This is a genomic window from Actinomadura pelletieri DSM 43383 (assembly GCF_003634705.1).
GTDB classification, from domain to species: domain Bacteria; phylum Actinomycetota; class Actinomycetes; order Streptosporangiales; family Streptosporangiaceae; genus Spirillospora; species Spirillospora pelletieri.
The window spans coordinates 430,611-446,647 of the sequence record NZ_RBWU01000003.1 but is presented as its reverse complement, the minus strand read 5'-3'; the positions used below and the strand labels follow the sequence as shown (position 1 = coordinate 446,647).

18 protein-coding genes and 1 riboswitch are annotated in these 16,037 nt (G+C 72.4%); of the genes, 7 read left to right on the top strand and 11 right to left on the bottom strand.

Translation table 11 applies throughout. The features are described 5' to 3' along the window. From pknB to thiO, 5 genes are all read right to left on the bottom strand, one after another. Entirely contained in the window at nucleotides 1-1,923 is a 1,923-nt protein-coding gene (gene pknB, locus BZB76_RS15260; RefSeq protein ID WP_121435026.1) for a Stk1 family PASTA domain-containing Ser/Thr kinase, read from the bottom strand. A 36-nt stretch (nucleotides 1,924-1,959) separates the two neighbouring features. Next, the gene (locus tag BZB76_RS15255) at nucleotides 1,960-2,922 is read right to left on the bottom strand and encodes a DMT family transporter (protein WP_121435025.1); all 963 of its coding nucleotides are present in this window, start codon (nucleotides 2,920-2,922) and stop codon (nucleotides 1,960-1,962) included. A 145-nt stretch (nucleotides 2,923-3,067) separates the two neighbouring features. After that, nucleotides 3,068-3,856 (bottom strand): thiazole synthase, encoded by a 789-nt coding sequence (locus BZB76_RS15250; RefSeq protein ID WP_281273872.1) that lies wholly within the window; start codon nucleotides 3,854-3,856, stop codon nucleotides 3,068-3,070. A gap of 326 nt (nucleotides 3,857-4,182) precedes the next feature. Continuing rightward, complete coding sequence (gene thiS, locus BZB76_RS15245; RefSeq protein WP_121435024.1) at nucleotides 4,183-4,383, bottom strand: sulfur carrier protein ThiS; 201 nt, start codon at nucleotides 4,381-4,383, stop codon at nucleotides 4,183-4,185. Continuing rightward, the gene (gene thiO, locus BZB76_RS15240; RefSeq protein WP_121435023.1) at nucleotides 4,380-5,507 is read right to left on the bottom strand and encodes a glycine oxidase ThiO; all 1,128 of its coding nucleotides are present in this window, start codon (nucleotides 5,505-5,507) and stop codon (nucleotides 4,380-4,382) included. Before thiO ends, thiS begins: the two co-directional genes overlap by 4 nt. Further along, a riboswitch (TPP riboswitch) is annotated at nucleotides 5,497-5,611 on the bottom strand. It overlaps the preceding gene by 11 nt. Before the next feature lie 65 nt (nucleotides 5,612-5,676). Between thiO and BZB76_RS15235 the strand changes: the two genes are divergently transcribed. From BZB76_RS15235 to BZB76_RS34790, 4 genes are all read left to right on the top strand, one after another. Continuing rightward, entirely contained in the window at nucleotides 5,677-6,888 is a 1,212-nt protein-coding gene (locus tag BZB76_RS15235; RefSeq protein ID WP_121435022.1) for an NAD(P)/FAD-dependent oxidoreductase, read from the top strand. A 79-nt stretch (nucleotides 6,889-6,967) separates the two neighbouring features. Beyond that, on the top strand, nucleotides 6,968-7,342 hold the full coding sequence (locus tag BZB76_RS15230) for an Rv2175c family DNA-binding protein (protein ID WP_121435494.1): 375 nt from the start codon (nucleotides 6,968-6,970) through the stop codon (nucleotides 7,340-7,342). A gap of 98 nt (nucleotides 7,343-7,440) precedes the next feature. Beyond that, the gene (thiE, locus tag BZB76_RS15225; RefSeq protein ID WP_121435021.1) at nucleotides 7,441-8,115 is read left to right on the top strand and encodes a thiamine phosphate synthase; all 675 of its coding nucleotides are present in this window, start codon (nucleotides 7,441-7,443) and stop codon (nucleotides 8,113-8,115) included. A 57-nt stretch (nucleotides 8,116-8,172) separates the two neighbouring features. Beyond that, on the top strand, nucleotides 8,173-8,328 hold the full coding sequence (locus tag BZB76_RS34790) for a hypothetical protein (RefSeq protein WP_170180641.1): 156 nt from the start codon (nucleotides 8,173-8,175) through the stop codon (nucleotides 8,326-8,328). A 109-nt stretch (nucleotides 8,329-8,437) separates the two neighbouring features. Here the strand turns inward: BZB76_RS34790 and BZB76_RS15220 are convergent, their stop codons facing one another. Together BZB76_RS15220 and BZB76_RS15215 are read right to left on the bottom strand one after the other, a co-directional pair. Further along, nucleotides 8,438-9,505, bottom strand: a complete 1,068-nt coding sequence (locus BZB76_RS15220) for a serine/threonine-protein kinase (protein ID WP_121435020.1) — start codon at nucleotides 9,503-9,505, stop codon at nucleotides 8,438-8,440. 117 nt (nucleotides 9,506-9,622) lie between these two features. Continuing rightward, nucleotides 9,623-10,684: a polyprenyl synthetase family protein gene (locus tag BZB76_RS15215; protein ID WP_121435019.1), complete on the bottom strand. Its 1,062-nt coding sequence runs from the start codon at nucleotides 10,682-10,684 to the stop codon at nucleotides 9,623-9,625. Between the two features lie 157 nt (nucleotides 10,685-10,841). Between BZB76_RS15215 and metF the strand changes: the two genes are divergently transcribed. Further along, nucleotides 10,842-11,777, top strand: a complete 936-nt coding sequence (metF, locus tag BZB76_RS15210) for a methylenetetrahydrofolate reductase [NAD(P)H] (protein WP_121435018.1) — start codon at nucleotides 10,842-10,844, stop codon at nucleotides 11,775-11,777. Here metF and BZB76_RS15205 read toward each other — a convergent pair. From BZB76_RS15205 to BZB76_RS15195, 3 genes are all read right to left on the bottom strand, one after another. After that, on the bottom strand, nucleotides 11,714-12,316 hold the full coding sequence (locus BZB76_RS15205; protein WP_121435017.1) for a GNAT family N-acetyltransferase: 603 nt from the start codon (nucleotides 12,314-12,316) through the stop codon (nucleotides 11,714-11,716). The two genes, metF and BZB76_RS15205, sit on opposite strands and share 64 nt — an antisense overlap. A gap of 67 nt (nucleotides 12,317-12,383) precedes the next feature. Beyond that, nucleotides 12,384-12,734 (bottom strand): arsenate reductase family protein, encoded by a 351-nt coding sequence (locus tag BZB76_RS15200; RefSeq protein ID WP_121435016.1) that lies wholly within the window; start codon nucleotides 12,732-12,734, stop codon nucleotides 12,384-12,386. Between the two features lies 1 nt (nucleotide 12,735). Then, complete coding sequence (locus BZB76_RS15195) at nucleotides 12,736-13,200, bottom strand: YbaK/EbsC family protein (protein ID WP_121435015.1); 465 nt, start codon at nucleotides 13,198-13,200, stop codon at nucleotides 12,736-12,738. A gap of 23 nt (nucleotides 13,201-13,223) precedes the next feature. Here BZB76_RS15195 and BZB76_RS15190 point away from each other — a divergent pair, with 23 nt between their 5' ends. Beyond that, nucleotides 13,224-14,006, top strand: coding sequence for a L,D-transpeptidase family protein (locus BZB76_RS15190; protein ID WP_121435014.1), 783 nt, complete (start codon nucleotides 13,224-13,226; stop codon nucleotides 14,004-14,006). 223 nt (nucleotides 14,007-14,229) lie between these two features. Next, nucleotides 14,230-14,724 carry an SAV_6107 family HEPN domain-containing protein gene (locus tag BZB76_RS15185; RefSeq protein ID WP_121435013.1) on the top strand — a complete coding sequence of 165 codons (495 nt, stop codon included), beginning with the start codon at nucleotides 14,230-14,232 and terminating at the stop codon, nucleotides 14,722-14,724. A 739-nt stretch (nucleotides 14,725-15,463) separates the two neighbouring features. On the opposite strand, the gene bldD is transcribed toward BZB76_RS15185, so the two are convergent. Then, a complete protein-coding gene (gene bldD / locus BZB76_RS15180; protein ID WP_021597992.1) occupies nucleotides 15,464-15,958 on the bottom strand; it encodes a transcriptional regulator BldD in 495 nt (164 codons plus the stop codon). Between the last annotated feature and the right edge of the window lie 79 nt (nucleotides 15,959-16,037).

Below are 16,037 nucleotides of genomic sequence, written 5' to 3'. Positions count from 1 at the left end.
TCACGGCCCCCGCACGATCGTGACGGTGGAGCCGCGCGGCGCCTCGCCGTCGCTCGGGGACTGGAAACGGACCGTGTTCCCACCGAAACCCGTGATCTTCACCTTGAATCCGGAGTCTTCCAGGGCCCGCCTGGCGTCGTTCACGTCACGGCCCGTCATGTTCGGGACGGGGATGTTCTCGGTCGGCTCGCCGTCGTTGCAGCCGAACTCGAACGGGCCCGCGTCGACGATGCAGTCGCGCTTGTTGACGACGAGCGTGACCTCGTCGCCACGGGACACGCCGGTGCCCTCGGCGGGGTCCTGTTCGAGGACCGTGTTCGCGGGTTTGCCGTCGACCTTCTTCTTCTCGACCTTGACCTTCAGACCCATCGAGCGGAGCTGGTTGGCGGCGGTGTCGCCGTTCTGGCCGAGGAGGCCCGGCATCGACATGCCGGAGGAGACGACGATTCCGACCGGCTCGTCCGGGGACAGTCGCGCGCCCGCCTCGGGGTCGGTGCCGACGACCCTGTCCCTGGGGACGGTCTGGGAGGGGGTCCTGCTCGTCCGGCCGACGGTGAAGCCCTCGTCCTCGAGGGTCTGCTTGGCGTCGTCCAGCGACTTGCCCTCGACGTCGGGCACCTTCTTCGGCGTGATGCCCCTGGACGGGGTGAGTGTGACCGTCTCGCCCCTGGCGATGCGGGAGCCCGCGGGCGGGTCGGACCTGGCGACGCCGCCCTTGTGGACGCGGTCGTCGTAGACGGCCTTCGCGGTCTGCACATGCAGCCCGGCGCTCTCCAGCCGGTCGCGGGCGTCGGTGACCTTCATGCCGATGATGGACGACGGAACGCGCTCGTACTGCCCCGACGTCTGGTACCAGACCGCCCACCCGAGGATGACCGCGGCGACCAGGCCGAGGGCGAGGAGGACGTAAGGGCCGGTCAACGCGCCGATGGCACGGTCGGCCCGGGTGCGTTCGGGCCGCTGCGCGGCGGGCAGGGTGCCCGCGTCGAGGACGGCGGTGTGGTCGCCGGCGGCCGGGGCCTCCAGGACGCGCGTGTCGTTGTCCGACGCGTCCGCGATCCGGCCGTCGATGTCGGGGGGCAGCCCGCCGAACACCTCGGCGACCTCGGCGAGGTACTGGTTCGCGTCCTGCGGGCGGCGCTGCGGGTCGTGGCTCGTCGCGTCGGTGACCAGCTCGTCCACCCGGGTGGGGATGCCGGGGACCACGCCGGACGGCGCCGGCACCGTCTCGTTGACGTGCTTGTAGGCGACGGCGAGGGGCGTGTCGGCCTGGTGGGGGAGCCGCCCGGTGAGCAGTTCGAACAGCATGACCCCGGCGGCGTACACGTCCGAGCGGACGTCGGCGTCCCCGGACACGACCTGCTCGGGCGCGAGATAGCCGACCGTCCCGATGATGATCCCGGTCTTGGTCATCTTGCTCGCCGTCTCGGCCCGGGCCAGCCCGAAGTCGGCGACCTTGACCTGACCGTCCTCGGTGATGAGGACGTTCTCCGGCTTGACGTCGCGGTGCACGAGACCGGCGCGGTGCGCGGCGCCGAGCGCGGCCAGCACCGGCTGCATGATCTCCAGGGCGGCGCGGGGACCGAACCGTCCGACCGAGGTCAGCGCGTCGCGGAGCGTGTGACCGGCGACGTACTCCATGACGAGGAAGACGTGCTCGCCGTCGGTGCGCTGGTCGTAGACGGCGACGACGTTCGGGTGGGACAGCGCCGCCGCGGCCTTGGCCTCGCCGATGAAGCGGGCGACGAAGTCCTCGTCGGAGGCCAGCCCCGCGTGCATCACCTTGATCGCGATGACGCGGTCGAGTCGCAGGTCGCGCGCGAGGTAGACCGTCGCCATGCCGCCGCGCGCGATGCGAGACTCAATGCGGTAGCGCCCGTCGAGCACCCGCCCGACGAGGGGATCGGCAACCGTCGTGTCCATCGCTGCGAGTTTACGGGCGGTTCGGTAAGGAACTCATCAGTCGTGAGTATGAGCATCGATGAGCCCGGAGGGTGATTTCGCCGGGGACACCGGCTCGGGCGCGACGGCGCGGCGCGCCCGCCGGGTGCTGCGGGACACGGCCACACCGGCGAGGCAGAGCAGACCGCCGCCGAGGGTGATCAGGCCCGGGACCTCGCCGAGGAACAGCCACGACATCAACACGACCAGGGCCGGGACGGCGTAGGTGGTCGCGCCCATCTTCCCCGCGGACGTGCGCGCCAGCGCGTACCCCCACGTCGTGAACGCGAGCGCGGTGGGGAAGACGCCCAGGTAGACCATGTTGAGGGTCGCGCCGACCGGGGCGTCCGCGGCCTGCGAGACGAGTTGCCAGGAGAACGGCAGGCAGGCGAGGGTGCCGATCGCGCAGGCGAACGTGGTGAACTGCAACGCCGACGCGTGCCGCAGCGCCGGTTTCTGGCTGACGACGCCCGCCGCGTAGGTGACGGCGGCGACGAGGCAGAGCAGCACCCCGCCGACGGACGAACTGCCCTCTCCGGACATCGACAGCCCGACGACGGCCGCACCGGCGAACGACACGGCCATGCCGAGCAGCAGCCGAGGAGGCAGCCCCTCCTGCAGCAGCCAGCCGCCGAGCAGCGCGATGAGGATCGGTCCGATGTTGACGACCAGGGCGGCGGTGCCGGCGTCCACGAGCTGCTCGCCCCAGTTCAGGGCCACCATGTACGCGCCGAACCAGAGGATCCCAGCGGTGACGATGCCGGGCCACGCGCCCCTCGGTGGAAGCCCCTCGCGCCGGACGAGCCACAGCGCACCGAGGACGACCGTCCCGGACAGGAGCCGGCCGAGGGCGAGGGCGCCCGGGGAGTACTCGGCGCCCGCGCTGCGGATCGAGACGAAGGCGGACGCCCACAGGACCACCGTGACCGTGGCGGCCCCCACGGCGAGCCTGTCGACCCGCGCGCCGCTTTCCTGCTGCATGTCACGCACCTTAGGTATGGGACGTTTCCATGAACCCCGAAGCGGCGCGCCGGGTTGCGGCGCACGGGACCCGGGTGGACCGCTCCAGTGTCGAGCCGTCCACATTTCAGGTCCAGCGAAAATCGCTATACCCGACTCTTAAGATCTACTGCAGAGTCGCGATCCCGTCGAACGGCGAGGACGCCTGCGCGTAGCGGCGCTTGGGGATGCGTCCCGCCAACCGCGCCAACCGTCCCCCCTCCACGGCGTGCCGCATCGCGGCCGCCATCCGCGCCGGGGACTGGGCGCGGGTGACCGCGGTCGCCAGCAGCACCGCGTCACAGCCCAACTCCATCGCCAGCGCGGCGTCGGACGCGGTCCCGACCCCGGCGTCCAGGATCACCGGAACGCCCGCCCGCTCGACGATCAGCTCGATGTTGTGCGGGTTGCGGATCCCGAGCCCCGACCCGATCGGCGACCCGAGCGGCATCACCGCCGCGCACCCGATCTGCTCCAGCCGCCGCGCCAGGACGGGATCGTCGTTCGTGTACGGCAGCACGACGAACCCGTCGTCGACGAGCTGCTCGGCCGCGTCGACCAGCTCGATCGGGTCGGGCAGCAGCGTGTGCTCGTCCGCGATCACTTCCAGCTTGACCCAGTTCGTCCCGAGCGCCTCGCGAGCGAGCTTGGCGGTCAGCACCGCCTCGCCCGCCGTGAAACACCCCGCCGTGTTCGGCAGCACCCGGATGCCGCAGTCGTTCAGCACGTCCAGCACCGAACCGCGGGCCGAGGGGTCCACCCGACGCATCGCGACCGTGGTCAGCTCCGTCCCCGACGCGGCCAGCGCCTCACGCAGCACCTGCATGCTCGGCGCGCCCCCGGTCCCCATGATCAGCCGGGACCCCACCTCCTCACCCGCGATGACCAGCGTGTCCATGTCTTCCTGCGTCTCCATACGCCCCTCAACCTCCCTGGACGGTGTTGTGGTGGGGGGCGACCCCCCACGCCCCCCGGCAGGGGGGTGAGCGGCGTTTTCCACTCCGCTGGCGCTCCGTTCCATACGCCCCTCAACCTCCCAGGACGGTGTTTTGGTGGGGGGATGACCCCCCACGCCCCCCGGCAGGGGGCTGAGGGGCGTTTTCCACTCCGCTGGCGCTCCGTTCCATACGCCCCTCAACCTCCCTGGACGGTGTTGTGGTGGGGGGACGACCCCCCCCACGCCCCCCGGCAGGGGGCTGAGCGGCGTTTTCCACTCCGCTGGCGCTCCGTTCCATACGCCCCTCAACCTCCCTGGACGGCGGTCAAGACTTCCAAGCGGTCCGCGTCGCGCAGCGGGGTCGCCTCCCACGCCGAGCGGCGGATGACCTCGTCGTTCACCGCCGCCGCCACACCGGAGCCCGCGGTCGTGACGGACGCGACCGCGTCGGCGACGCTCGCGCCGTCGGGCAGCTCGCGCGGCTCACCGTTGACGATCACCTTCATGAGTGCACCTCGGGGGAGAAACGGCCGGGCGTGAACGGCCCGGCGACGTCGGGAACGGGCCCGTCCAGCAGCATCGCGGACAGGATGTCGGCGCTCACCGGGGCGAGCAGGATCCCGTTGCGGAAATGCCCGGTCCCGACGAACAGGCCGGGCAGCGCGGACGGCCCCATCACGGGCGCGTTGTCGGGGGACCCGGGACGCAGGCCCGCCGACACCTCGGCGAACTCCAGTTCGGTGACGCCGGGCAGCAGTTCGCGGGCGTCCCGCAGCAGCTCCCACAGGCCGCCCGCCGTGACGCGCGTGTCGAAGCCCATCTCCTCCTGGGTGGCGCCGAGGACGATCTCGCCGTCCAGGCGCGGCACCAGGTAGACCGACGAGCCCTTCACCAGCCCGCGGGTGGAGCGGCCGAGGAACGGCGTCCGGGTGCGGAGCCGGATCACCTGCCCCTTCACCGGACGGACGGGTGGAACGGTCCCGGGCGGAAGTCCGGCGAGGTCGCCGGACCAGGACCCGGCGGCCAGCAGGACCCGGTCGGCGCGGATCGTCGTGCCGTCGTCCAACCGGACGCCGACCGCCGTGTCGCGCTCGACGACGATCTCCGCGGCCCGCCGCCGGACGAGCCGGACGCCGAGCCGTTCGCCCGCCGCCAGCAGCGCGGGGGCGAGCCGTCGCGGGTCGATCGAGCCGTCCTCGGGGGCGAGCAGGCCGCCGCGGACGCCCGGCGCGAGCATCGGCTCCAGCCGCCGGGACTCCCGTCCGGTCAGCGTCTCGACCGGGATGCCGAGGCTCTCCTGGAAACGGCGTAGATCGTCCAGATAGCCCAGGTCGTCGGCGTCGAACGCGACCTCGATGATTCCGTCGGTGCGGTGGCCGGTGCCGAGGCCGGTCAGCTCCTCGAGTTCGGCGACGAACGCGCCGTACCGGTCGCGGGACGCGAGGCCGAGCCGGAGCAGCGGCTCCTCGCCGTAGGTCAGCTCGCTGACCGGGGTGAGCATCCCCGCCGCGACCGACGTCGCGCCGCTCGCGGGTTCGGGATCGACGAGGGTGACGGTGGCGCCGCCCGCGGCGGTGCGCCAGGCGGTGGCGAGGCCGATGACCCCGGCCCCGACGATCACGATCTCCATGCGCGCTCCCTTCGCCGGCATGATCCGGATCAGGTCGTGGCGGTCGGCGGCCCGTTCCAGCCGCCCTCTCAGCCCGGTCGTACCGGACTCCCGCGCTTTGTGCTGTTTTCGCCTGCTTCCACCTTACGGCCCCGCGAATGCGGCACGACGCCTGGTTAGGGTGACCTTTATGGACAAGGTGATCGTCGTGGGCGGCGGGCTCGCCGGTCTCCGCGCGGTGGAGGCCCTGCGAGGCAACGGCCACGAGGGTGCGTTGACGCTCGTCTCGGCCGAGCGGTACCGGCCCTACGACCGTCCGCCGCTGTCGAAGGCCGTCCTCGCGGGCGAGACCGACGACACGACGGTCGACGCCGACTGGGACGTGCTGCGCTGCGAGCTGCTCCTCGGCGAGCGCGCCACCGGCCTGCGGCTGGATCCGGCCGGTGGCGTGGTCGCGTCCACGGCCGGTGACCTGCCGTTCGACGGATTGGTCATCGCGACCGGGGCCGTACCGATCACGCTGCCGGGGGACGGGCGCCAGCACGTGTTGCGCACCATCGACGACGCCCGCGACCTGCGGTCCAGGCTCGTCCCCGGCGCCCGGATCGTCATCGTCGGCGCGGGTTGGATCGGAGCCGAGGTCGCCACCGCCGCCGCGAAGCGGGGCTGCTCGGTGACCGTCATCGAGGCCGCCGACACCCCGCTCGCCGCCGCGATCGGGACCGAGGTGGGCGCGTACACGGCGCCCTGGTACGAGGAGGCGGGTGTCGAGCTGCGCACCGGCGTCAAGGTCGCCGAGGTGCGGGACGGCGGACTCGTCCTCGCGGGCGGCGACCGGATCGACGCGGACGAGGTCGTCGTCGGTGTCGGCGTCCGGCCCGAGCTGTCCTGGCTGGACGGCTCCGGGCTGCTGCTGGAGCGCGGGGTCGTCACCGATGGCTCGTTCCGCGCCTACGTGGGGGCCGAGGAGCCCGGCTCGGTCCGCCGGGACGTCGTCGCCGTCGGCGACTGCGCCTCTTGGTGGTCGGCACGGTACGGGCGGCGGCTCCTGGTCGAGCACTGGGACGTGGCGCTGAACGCGCCGGAGGTCGCCGCCGCGTCCCTCCTCGGCCAGGACGCCGTGTACGACGCGGTCCCGTACTTCTGGTCCGAGCAGTTCGGGCGCATGGTGCAGTACGCGGGCAGTCACGCTTCGGCGGAACGGATCGTCCACCGTGGTGACCCGTCCGACCCGAAGTGGGCGGTGGCGTGGCTGACCGGCGACCGGCTCGACGCGATCCTCACCGTCGACCGGCCCCGCGACCTCGTCCAGGCGCGGCGGGTGATCGCCGCCGGGACGCCCGTGGACCCCGCGGCGATCGCCGACCCGGACGTGCCCGTCCGCCAGGCCGTTCGCGGATAGCGATCACCCGCGGAACCTCACGCCTGTGCAGGGGGTTTGAGGGTTCCGAGGACGTGGTAGGCAGGGTGACGTGACGCAGATGCACGCAACCGTTGACAGCGCACTGGACCCCCGGACCGACGCCCTCGCCGGGGAATGGCTCTCCCTCAAAGAGGCCGCCGAGCGGCTCGGGATCAAGCCCAACCGGATCAAGCAGCTCATCAGCGAGCACCGGCTCATGGCCGTCCGCCGGGACGGACAGCCGATGGTGCCCGCGGCGTTCATCAAGGACGGTCAGGTCATCAAGGGCCTGCCCGGCACCCTCACGCTGTTGTCGGACGCCGGGTTCGACGACGTCGAGACGATCCGCTGGCTGTTCACCGCGGACGACACGCTGCCGGGAACGCCCGTGGACGCGCTCACCGAGAACCGGGGAACCGAGGTCCGCCGCCGCGCCCAGGCACTGGCGTTCTAGCCCGCCCACTCGTCCACCGAACGGGGTCGCGCGAACGGCGCCACCGGCGCGCGACCCCACCGGCATGGGTTCGAGCACGTGAAAGGTAGCCTTCCCGCGTGGCCAGGCATCTTCCGACCGAACGCGGCGTGGCGTTGCGCGCCCGGCTCAGCAGGGCCCGCCTGTACCTGTGCGTGGACGCGCGAGAACGGCAGGGCGACCTGCCGGAGTTCCTCGACGCCGTGCTCGGGAACGGCGTCGACATCGTCCAGCTTCGCCAGAAGGGCCTGGAGGCCCGCCAGGAGATCGCCTACCTGGAGGTCTTCCGCGCGGCGTGCGAGCGGCACGGCGCGCTGCTGGCCGTCAACGACCGGGCCGACGTCGCGCACGCCGTCCGCGCCGACGTGCTGCACCTCGGCCAGGACGACCTGCCGGTGCCCGCCGCCCGCGAGATCGTCGGCGGCGACACGCTGATCGGCCGGTCCACGCACTCGCGGGAGCAGGCGTCGGCGGCGGCCGTCGAGCCGGGCGTCGACTACTTCTGCGCCGGTCCGGTGTGGCCGACGCCGACCAAGCCGGGCCGTCCCGCGCCCGGCCGCAAGCTGCTGGAGTACGTCGCCGGACGCCGGGTGACGCGCCCCTGGTTCGCGATCGGCGGGATCGACCTCGGCAACCTCGCCGAGGTCCGGGCGGCGGGCGCGACCCGCGTCGTGGTCGTACGGGCCATCACCGAGGCGGACGATCCGGGCGCCGCCGCGGCCGAGTTCGCGCGCCGGCTGGCCACCGACGTTTGACGCGCTTTGACCCGTATCACAGTGCGGGCCGCCGCTCGATCGCCCACAATGGGGATCATGAGCGTGGGACCCGACGACGACCGGCCGGTCCACCTGGACGAGGACCTGGAGATCCTGCCGGACCAGACGTCCGACGACACCGACACCGGCTGGGGCGAGTGGCGCGGCGACGACGACTCCCGCCTGTTCGAGGACCGTCCGCCGCACTGGTGAACCGACCCGGCAAGCCCCGTGGGAAGGACACGACCGGTCGGAACGGCAGGGCCGGTCGGAACGGCAGGGCCGGTCGGAACGGCAGGGCCGGTCAGAACAGCAGGGCCGGTCAGAACAGCAGGCCGAGGACGAAGCCGCCGGTGACGACGGCGGCGAGCGCGACCATCATCCGCCATCGGTAACGCGGGATTCGGGTCGGTCGCGGCTTCGGCATCGGACCCTGCCCTTCGCGAAGCGCCCGGACGATCTGCGGGGCCGTGGGCCGGGCGGCGGGATTCTTGTCCAGACAGCGGGCCGCGAGATCGCGCAGCGGCCCCTCCAGATCACCGAGGTCGGGGCTGCGGGACGTGACGCGCCGCATGACGGCCGCGCTCGGCCCGGTGCCGAACGGGGGGCGGCCCGTCGCGGCGAACACCAGCGTGGCGCCCCACGCGAACACGTCGGCGGGCGGGCCGACGGGCTCGTCCTCGATCTGCTCGGGCGCCATGTAGGCGGGGGTGCCGACCGGGCCGGTCGTCACGGGGGTGGCGTCGTCCCCGTCCAGATCCAGGCGCGCGATGCCGAAGTCGATGACCTTGGCGCCGTCCGGGCCGAGCAGCACGTTGCCGGGCTTGAAGTCGCGGTGCACGATCCCCGCGCGGTGGATCGCGGCGAGCGCCGCCGCCGTCCGCAGCGCGAGCTTGCGGAGCTTCGGCGTGGGCAGCGGGCCGCGGTCCTCGACGACGCGCTGGAGCGGCGGACCCTCGACGAACTCGGAGACGATGTACGGGCGGTCGCCGGTCATGTCGGCGTCCAGGACGCGGGCGGTGTGCCGTCCCGACACCCGCCGCGCCGCGTCCGCCTCCTTGACGAACCTGCGGTGCGCCCGTTCACCGGCCGAATCGCCGCCGCGCAGCAGTTTGACCGTGACGAGTTCGCCGTCGGCGTCGCGGCCCAGGTAGACGACGCCCTGGCCGCCCTCGCCGAGCCGGCCGAGCAGCGTGTAGCCGCCGAGGCCGCGCGGGTCGTCAGGGGCGAGCGGGGCGCGGGCGCCGGGTGGGACGGCGGGCCGCGCGCCGGATCCGCGGGCCGGGTGGCCGTCCTGGACCCGTCGGGGCGCGCGACCGGGGCTCGCGGCGGGCGCCCCGACGGGACGTCCGGGACGGGCGGCTGCGGTTCGCGCGGGACGGGGGCTCATCCTCCCGCAGGAGGTGTCGTGCGGCACTGGGGGACTCCGGCTGGGCGGGATGGACGAAGGATTTCCTCATTTGTACCGCGTGACCGGGACGCCCGGCAGTGGAACCGCGATCTTCGCTCAGGTGCTCCGGGTGGTGGCCGCCACCGCGAGGTCGGCGAGCGCCCGGCGCGCCTCCTCGGTGATCGGGGCGGCGCGCAGGGCTCGCTCCGCCTCGCCGAGATAGCGGTCGATCATCGCCTCGCACGCGGCGAGGCCGCCGGTGTCCTCGATGATCGACCGCAGTTCGTCCACGCCGGGACGGTCCAGGGCCGGGTCGCCGAGGCGCCTGCGCAGCGCCGTGGCCTGGGCCGCCGAGGCGCGTTCCAGGGTGAGGGCGATCAGCACGGTCCGCTTGCCCTCACGCAGGTCGTCACCCGCGGGCTTGCCGGTCTCGGCGGGGTCGCCGAACACGCCGAGGACGTCGTCGCGGAGCTGGAAGGCGATGCCGAGCGGCAGGCCGTAGCCGGTCAGGGCGGCGGTCACGTCCGGGCGGGCCCCGGCGAGCGCCGCGCCCATGTGCAACGGACGTTCGATCGTGTACTTGGCGCTCTTGAACTCCACGACGCGCAGCGCCGTCGCGGTGGTCGCCTCGCCGCGCGTGGTCTCCAGCATGTCGAGGTACTGGCCGCACATGACCTCGGTGCGCATCAGGTCGTACACGGCCCGCGCGCGGCGCCTGCGGTCGCCGCCCAGCCCGCACGTCTCGAACATCTCGCTCGACCAGGACAGGCACAGGTCGCCGAGCAGGATCGCGGCACCGGCGCCGAACGCCTCCGCGTCGCCCTGCCAGGCTTGGGCGCCGTGCAGCGCCTCGAACCTGCGGTGGACGGACGGCTGTCCGCGCCGGGTGTCGCTGGAGTCCATCACGTCGTCGTGGATCAGCGCGCTCGCCTGGAGCAGTTCGAGGGACGCGGCGGCCTGGACGACGTCGGCGCCGTCGGCGCCGTCGTCGCAGCCCGCGGCCCGCCATCCCCAGTAGCAGAACGCGGGACGGAGCCGCTTGCCGCCCGCCAGCAGCGCGTCCAGGGCCGACAGCAGCGGCGCGAGGTCGTCGCTGATGGCCAGCAGGGCGGGGCGCTGCCGGTCGACGAAGGCCAGAAGCGCCTCGTCGACCTCCTTGCGGATGCGGCTGGTCGACATGTCGTGATCGTATCCACCTGGGCAGATGTAACCGTCCCCCAGAAAAGTGAGAAGTCACTAGAACTTCGGAAATATGGACATAACGCCGTACGGTGTGCGGAGGGTCACTCGTATCGACGGCCCCGGGTGACGGCGGCCGCTTCTGTACTCTTGGGGGATGCCACGCCTGCGCCCAGCCCGTCCCCCGGCCGTCCGAGAGTTGCTGGCCTCCGGTGCCCCCTCCTTCTCGTTCGAGTTCTTCCCGCCCAAGACCGACAAGGGCGCCCGGAACCTGTGGCGCACGATCCGTGAGCTGGAGTCCCTGCACCCGACGTTCGTGTCCGTGACCTACGGCGCGGGCGGCGGCACCCGCGACAAGACCGTCGACATCGTCGAACGGATCGCGACCGACACCACGCTCACGCCCGTCGCCCACTTCACCGCCGTCGACCACTCGCAGGCCGAACTGCGCAACCTCATCGGCCGGTTCGCCGCCGTCGGGGTCCGCAACGTCCTCGCGCTGCGCGGCGACCCGCCCGGCGACCCGATGGGGGAGTGGGTCAAGCACCCGGAGGGCGTCGAGTACGCCTCCGACCTCGTCCGGATGATCCGCTCCTACGGCGACTTCTGCGTCGGCGTCGCCGCCTTCCCCTACAAGCACCCGCGCTCGCCCGACATCGAGAGCGACACCCGCTTCTTCATCGAGAAGTGCCGCGCGGGCGCCGACTACGCGATCACCCAGATGTTCTTCCGCGCCGAGGACTACTTCCGGCTCCGCGACCGCGTCGCCGCCGCCGGCTGCGACGTGCCGATCCTGCCCGGCATCATGCCGGTCACCCAGATCAGCACGATCGAACGGTCCGAGCAGCTGTCGGGCGCCCCGTTCCCGCCCGAGGTCAAGGCCCGCTTCGACGCCGTCGCGGACGACCCGGACGCCGTCCGCCGCCTCGGCATCGAGCACGCCGCCGAACTAAGCAGGGAGCTGCTCGAGCAGGACGCGCCCGGCATCCACTTCATCACGTTCAACAAGTCCACGGCCACGCGCGAGGTCTACGGGCTGCTGGACGGCGCCGGGTACGCCGCGAGCGGCAGCGTCCCGCCCATGACCGCGTAGCGGGGCCCGCCGCCGGGGAACTCGAAGTCGGTCAGCAGGTCCACCATCCCGACCGAGCGGTACAGGGCGCGGGCCGGCGTCTCCGGATGCTTGTCGAGCGTCGACAGCACGACGGTGCGTTCCGGCCTGCCCTCGCACAGCGCGTTCAGCAACGCCCGGCCGAGACCCCGGCCCTGCGACTCCGGGTGGACGTGAAGCTCGGCGACCTCGAAGGTGTCCTCCAGCCACGCCTCCGCGTGGTCGACGTCCCCCACGCCGCAGAGCGCCTGGAAGACGACGTCGTGCCACCACTGGCCGCGCGCCCCGTGGAACCCGTACGCGAACCCCTGGACGGGACCCGTCCGGACGGGCAGCGTCCCGCGCCGCTCCACCACGAACGCGCGGAAGCCCGGATACGACGTGTGCCGCTCCATGATGGCGTGCCGTCCCGGAAGCTGCTCGTACGGCGGTGACATCGCCGCGGCGTAGACGTCCAGCATGGGACCGATCCTGCGCTGGAAGGCACGCTCGTCGATCTCCCGCAGTTTCGGGTCCCTCACGTGACAGAGGGTAGACCCGGGCGGCGACCCGCCGCGGGAGATCGTCGACGTTCCGGCGTCCGCCGCGTCACCGGACGTCGACGACCCTGCGCACCGTGGCGTCGTCCCGCGCCACCACGGCGGTCTCACCGGTGAGGACGATCGGCCGCTGGATCAGCACCGGGTTCGCCGCCATGATCTCGATCCACCGGGCCCGGTCGTGCTCCAGGTCCCGCAGGCCGAGCTCCTTCGCGACCGGCTCGTTCAGGCGCGCCACGTCCCACGGCTCCGCGCCGATTTGCGTGAGCACCGTGTCCAGCTCCTCCGCCGTGGGCGGATCGTCCAGGTAGCGCCGCTCGGTGTACGCCACGCCCGCCTCGTCCAGCGCGGCCTTCGCCGCCCGGCTCTTCGAACACCGCGGGTTGTGCCAGATCTCCATGTCACTCCACCTCCGCCGGGGTTCCCCCGGTGATCCTCAGCAGCTCCTCGTACGACGTCGGGAACACCGTGTGCGGATGTCCCGCGGCGGCCCAGACCTCGTCGTACTTGTCCAGCCATACGTCCACGAGCGTACGGACCGGCGCCGGATGCCCCAGCGGCGCCACACCCCCGATCGGCTGCCCGGTCGCCTCCCGGACGAACTCCGGCGACGCCCGCCGCACCTTCGCCGCCCCCACCAACGCCGCGACCTTGGTCGTGTCGACCCGGTGCGCGCCGCTCGTCAGGACCAGCAGCGGCGCCCCGTCGGCGTCGAACACCAGGCTGTTGGCGATCGCGCCCACCTCGCAGCCCAGCTGCTCGGCGGCGGCCTGCGCCGTCCGCGCGGAGTCCGGCAATTCCACGACGGACCCGGTCGCGTCGCGTGCCAACAGGGCCTTCGCGACGATTTCGGTATTCGAATGCATGGGTAGCACTTTAAGGTCACCACATGCGAGGGACACCGATCGACGTGCGCACCGGCACGCTCGCGCTGACCGCCGCCGTCCTCCTGACGGCCTGCAACGGGACGGACCAGACGGTGGCCCCACCGCCGGCGCCGTCCGCGAAACCGACGACCCCCACCCCCACCGCCACGCCCACCCCCACGCGACGCAAGCTGAAGCCGGGCGCGAAGGGCGCCGACGTCGAGGAACTCCAGCGCCGCCTCAAGACCCTGCACTACGACCCCGGCAAGGTGGACGGAAGGTACGGGCCGTCCACCCAGATGGCCGTGTGGGCGTTCCAGGCCGTCCACGGCATGAAGCAGAAGAGCACGCTCGACACGTCGTTCTGGAAGGCCCTCGACCAGCCCGAACAACCCCGCCCGATGGCCAAGAAGCGCGAGAAGAACCGGGTGGACGTCGACCTCAAGCGCCAGTACCTCGTCCTCTACGAGGACGGCCGTCCTCGCCTCATCACACACATCTCGTCGGGTTCCGGCGAGTACTACTGCGCCAAGGACCGTGGCGCGAAGGTCCCCCGCTGCCGCTACGCTGTCACCGGCACGGGCGACTTCCGCACCGGACGCCGCTTCTCCGGCTGGGAGACCTCGCCCCTGGGGCGCCTCTACAACCCCGTCTACTTCAACGGCGGCATCGCCTTCCACGGCGCCCTGGACGTGCCCAGATACCCCGCCTCGCACGGCTGCGTCCGGCTGCCGATGCACATCGCCGAGTACTTTCCCGACCTCCTCGGGACGAACGTCCCCGTGCACGTCAGACGCCCCCGCTAACCCTCTGACCTGCGAGAAGAGACACACCTTCGAACACGTTGACGAATCGCCGACAGGGCGGTTTACTGGTCATGCGTCGAACTTATGTTCGAGGTGGCGCGAGACTCGCGGCTCGCGCCAGGGCGACGTCCCCGCCGGTCGCGGTGTTTCGGCGGGACGGACGGCCGGGCGGAGTGAGGGGAAGCTCTCCGCCCGGCCGGCCCGAGCCCGGAAGGAGGCAGCCATGTCCGCCACGAGGACCGCGCGGGGAATCCACTCCGCCACCCAGTCGGTGTCACCGAGCCCACGCCGCCGTCCGATGCCCGCACCCCGCCCGACGCACACCGCCGAGGGCCAGCTCCACGCCGCCCGCATGGGCCTCGCCGAGGCCGCCGAGGCGACCTCGCCCGCGGTCCGCTACGTCTGCGCCCACCTGGCCGCGCTGCGTGCCGCGGCCGCCGTGCTGGCGGCCAAGGAACCCCTGGAGACCCACCGCCGCGGCCGCCCCCGCAGCGTCTGGGTCCTGCTCCCCGAGGCCGAGCCCGCGCTACGCGAATGGGCCGCCTTCTTCGCCGCCGGCGCCGACAAACGCGCCGCCGCCGAGGCGGGCCTCCCACGCGCCGTCACCCCGCGCGAGGCCGAGGAACTCCTCCACGACGCCGACGTCTTCGTCACCCTCGTCGAGGACACCCTCGGCATCCCCGGCCAACCCACCCTCCCCGTCCCGGAGGCCAGCTGACCTCTCCCAAGGCCGTCCCCTCCTCCCCGGGCCGGCCCCGCCGGAGGCCGGGCTCCAGCCGCCGCCACACGCGCGGCCCCCGGCCTCCGGCGCCCGAACGATCGCGCCGGCGGCGCCCACCGACCCCCCGGCCCGGCCCACCGGCGCGATCCCCCACCGGACCCGCCACCAGCGGCCATGGCGGCGGGCGAGGCGCACGCAAATGCGGCGGCGAGGGCCCTGCAGGCGGCCGAGCTGGTCTTCCCCACCTTGCTCGGCGAGCAGTCCACGGTCCGCGCGGTGGCCAGCGTGGCACGGCCGCCGGGAGTACTGACCCTGCCGAGCGGTCGTGGAGCATTCTGGCCAGGCATCACGGGCCGGTTGCTGAACTTGAGCTGCTGCGCACACGCGGATTCCCGGGCCCTGCTACCGAGCGTTTGCCGACCGTGCTGTTCGCATCCGATGCGATACGACGACGTCCACCCGACCGACGCTGGTGGCACGCGACACGCCAGAAGCCGGACCACGGCGGCCCGGAGTGAACGCCAGCGTGGCCGTGAGGTCAGCGGGAGGCCTACGAAGGGCTGACGTACGGAGAACCGCCTGCGGAGGGACTGTGCGCGGAGGAGGCCCGGCTGTTCGGTACGGGTGGGGAGAGCGTGTGGGAGGGGCGGGCTGTGCCACGTGGGGGAGGGGTTGGGGGGCCTGTATGCGGAACGGAGCCCGGTTGGGGCCGGGCTCCGTTTCGTGGTGGTGCGGGTTAGAAGGACTCGACGGCGCGGCGCGCCTCCGGGTCCAGGACGCCCCAGCCGATCAGTTCCTCGGTGAGTTCGGTCGGGGACTTGTCATAGATGACCGCGAGTGAACGCAGGTCTTCCTGACGGATGGACAGGACCTTTCCGTTGTAGTCGCCTCGCTGGCTTTGAATCGTCGCGGCGTAGCGGGCGAGAGGACCGGCCTTGTCTTTCGGAAGCTGCTGCAACCGCTCTAGATCGATCACGAGCTTGGGTGTAGGCCCGAGCGGGCTCGGCGCGGCTCCGCCGGGCAGCAACTCGGAAACCGGCACGCCATAGAAATCGGCGAGCTCGGCCAGCTTCTGAACGGTGACGGCGCGGTCGCCCCGCTCGTACGAACCCACGACGACGGCCTTCCAGCGGCCACGGGACTTCTCTTCCACGCCGTGCAGGGACAGGCCCTGCTGGGTGCGGATGGCGCGCAGGCGCGCACCGAGAGCCTTAGCGTATTCAGACGGCATTCTTGGCCCCCCAGGCTCGCTTTCATCGTCGTCGGACTCCGGCGGTCGCCGGAGGGGGACTGATTCGAGAGGCCGTCCG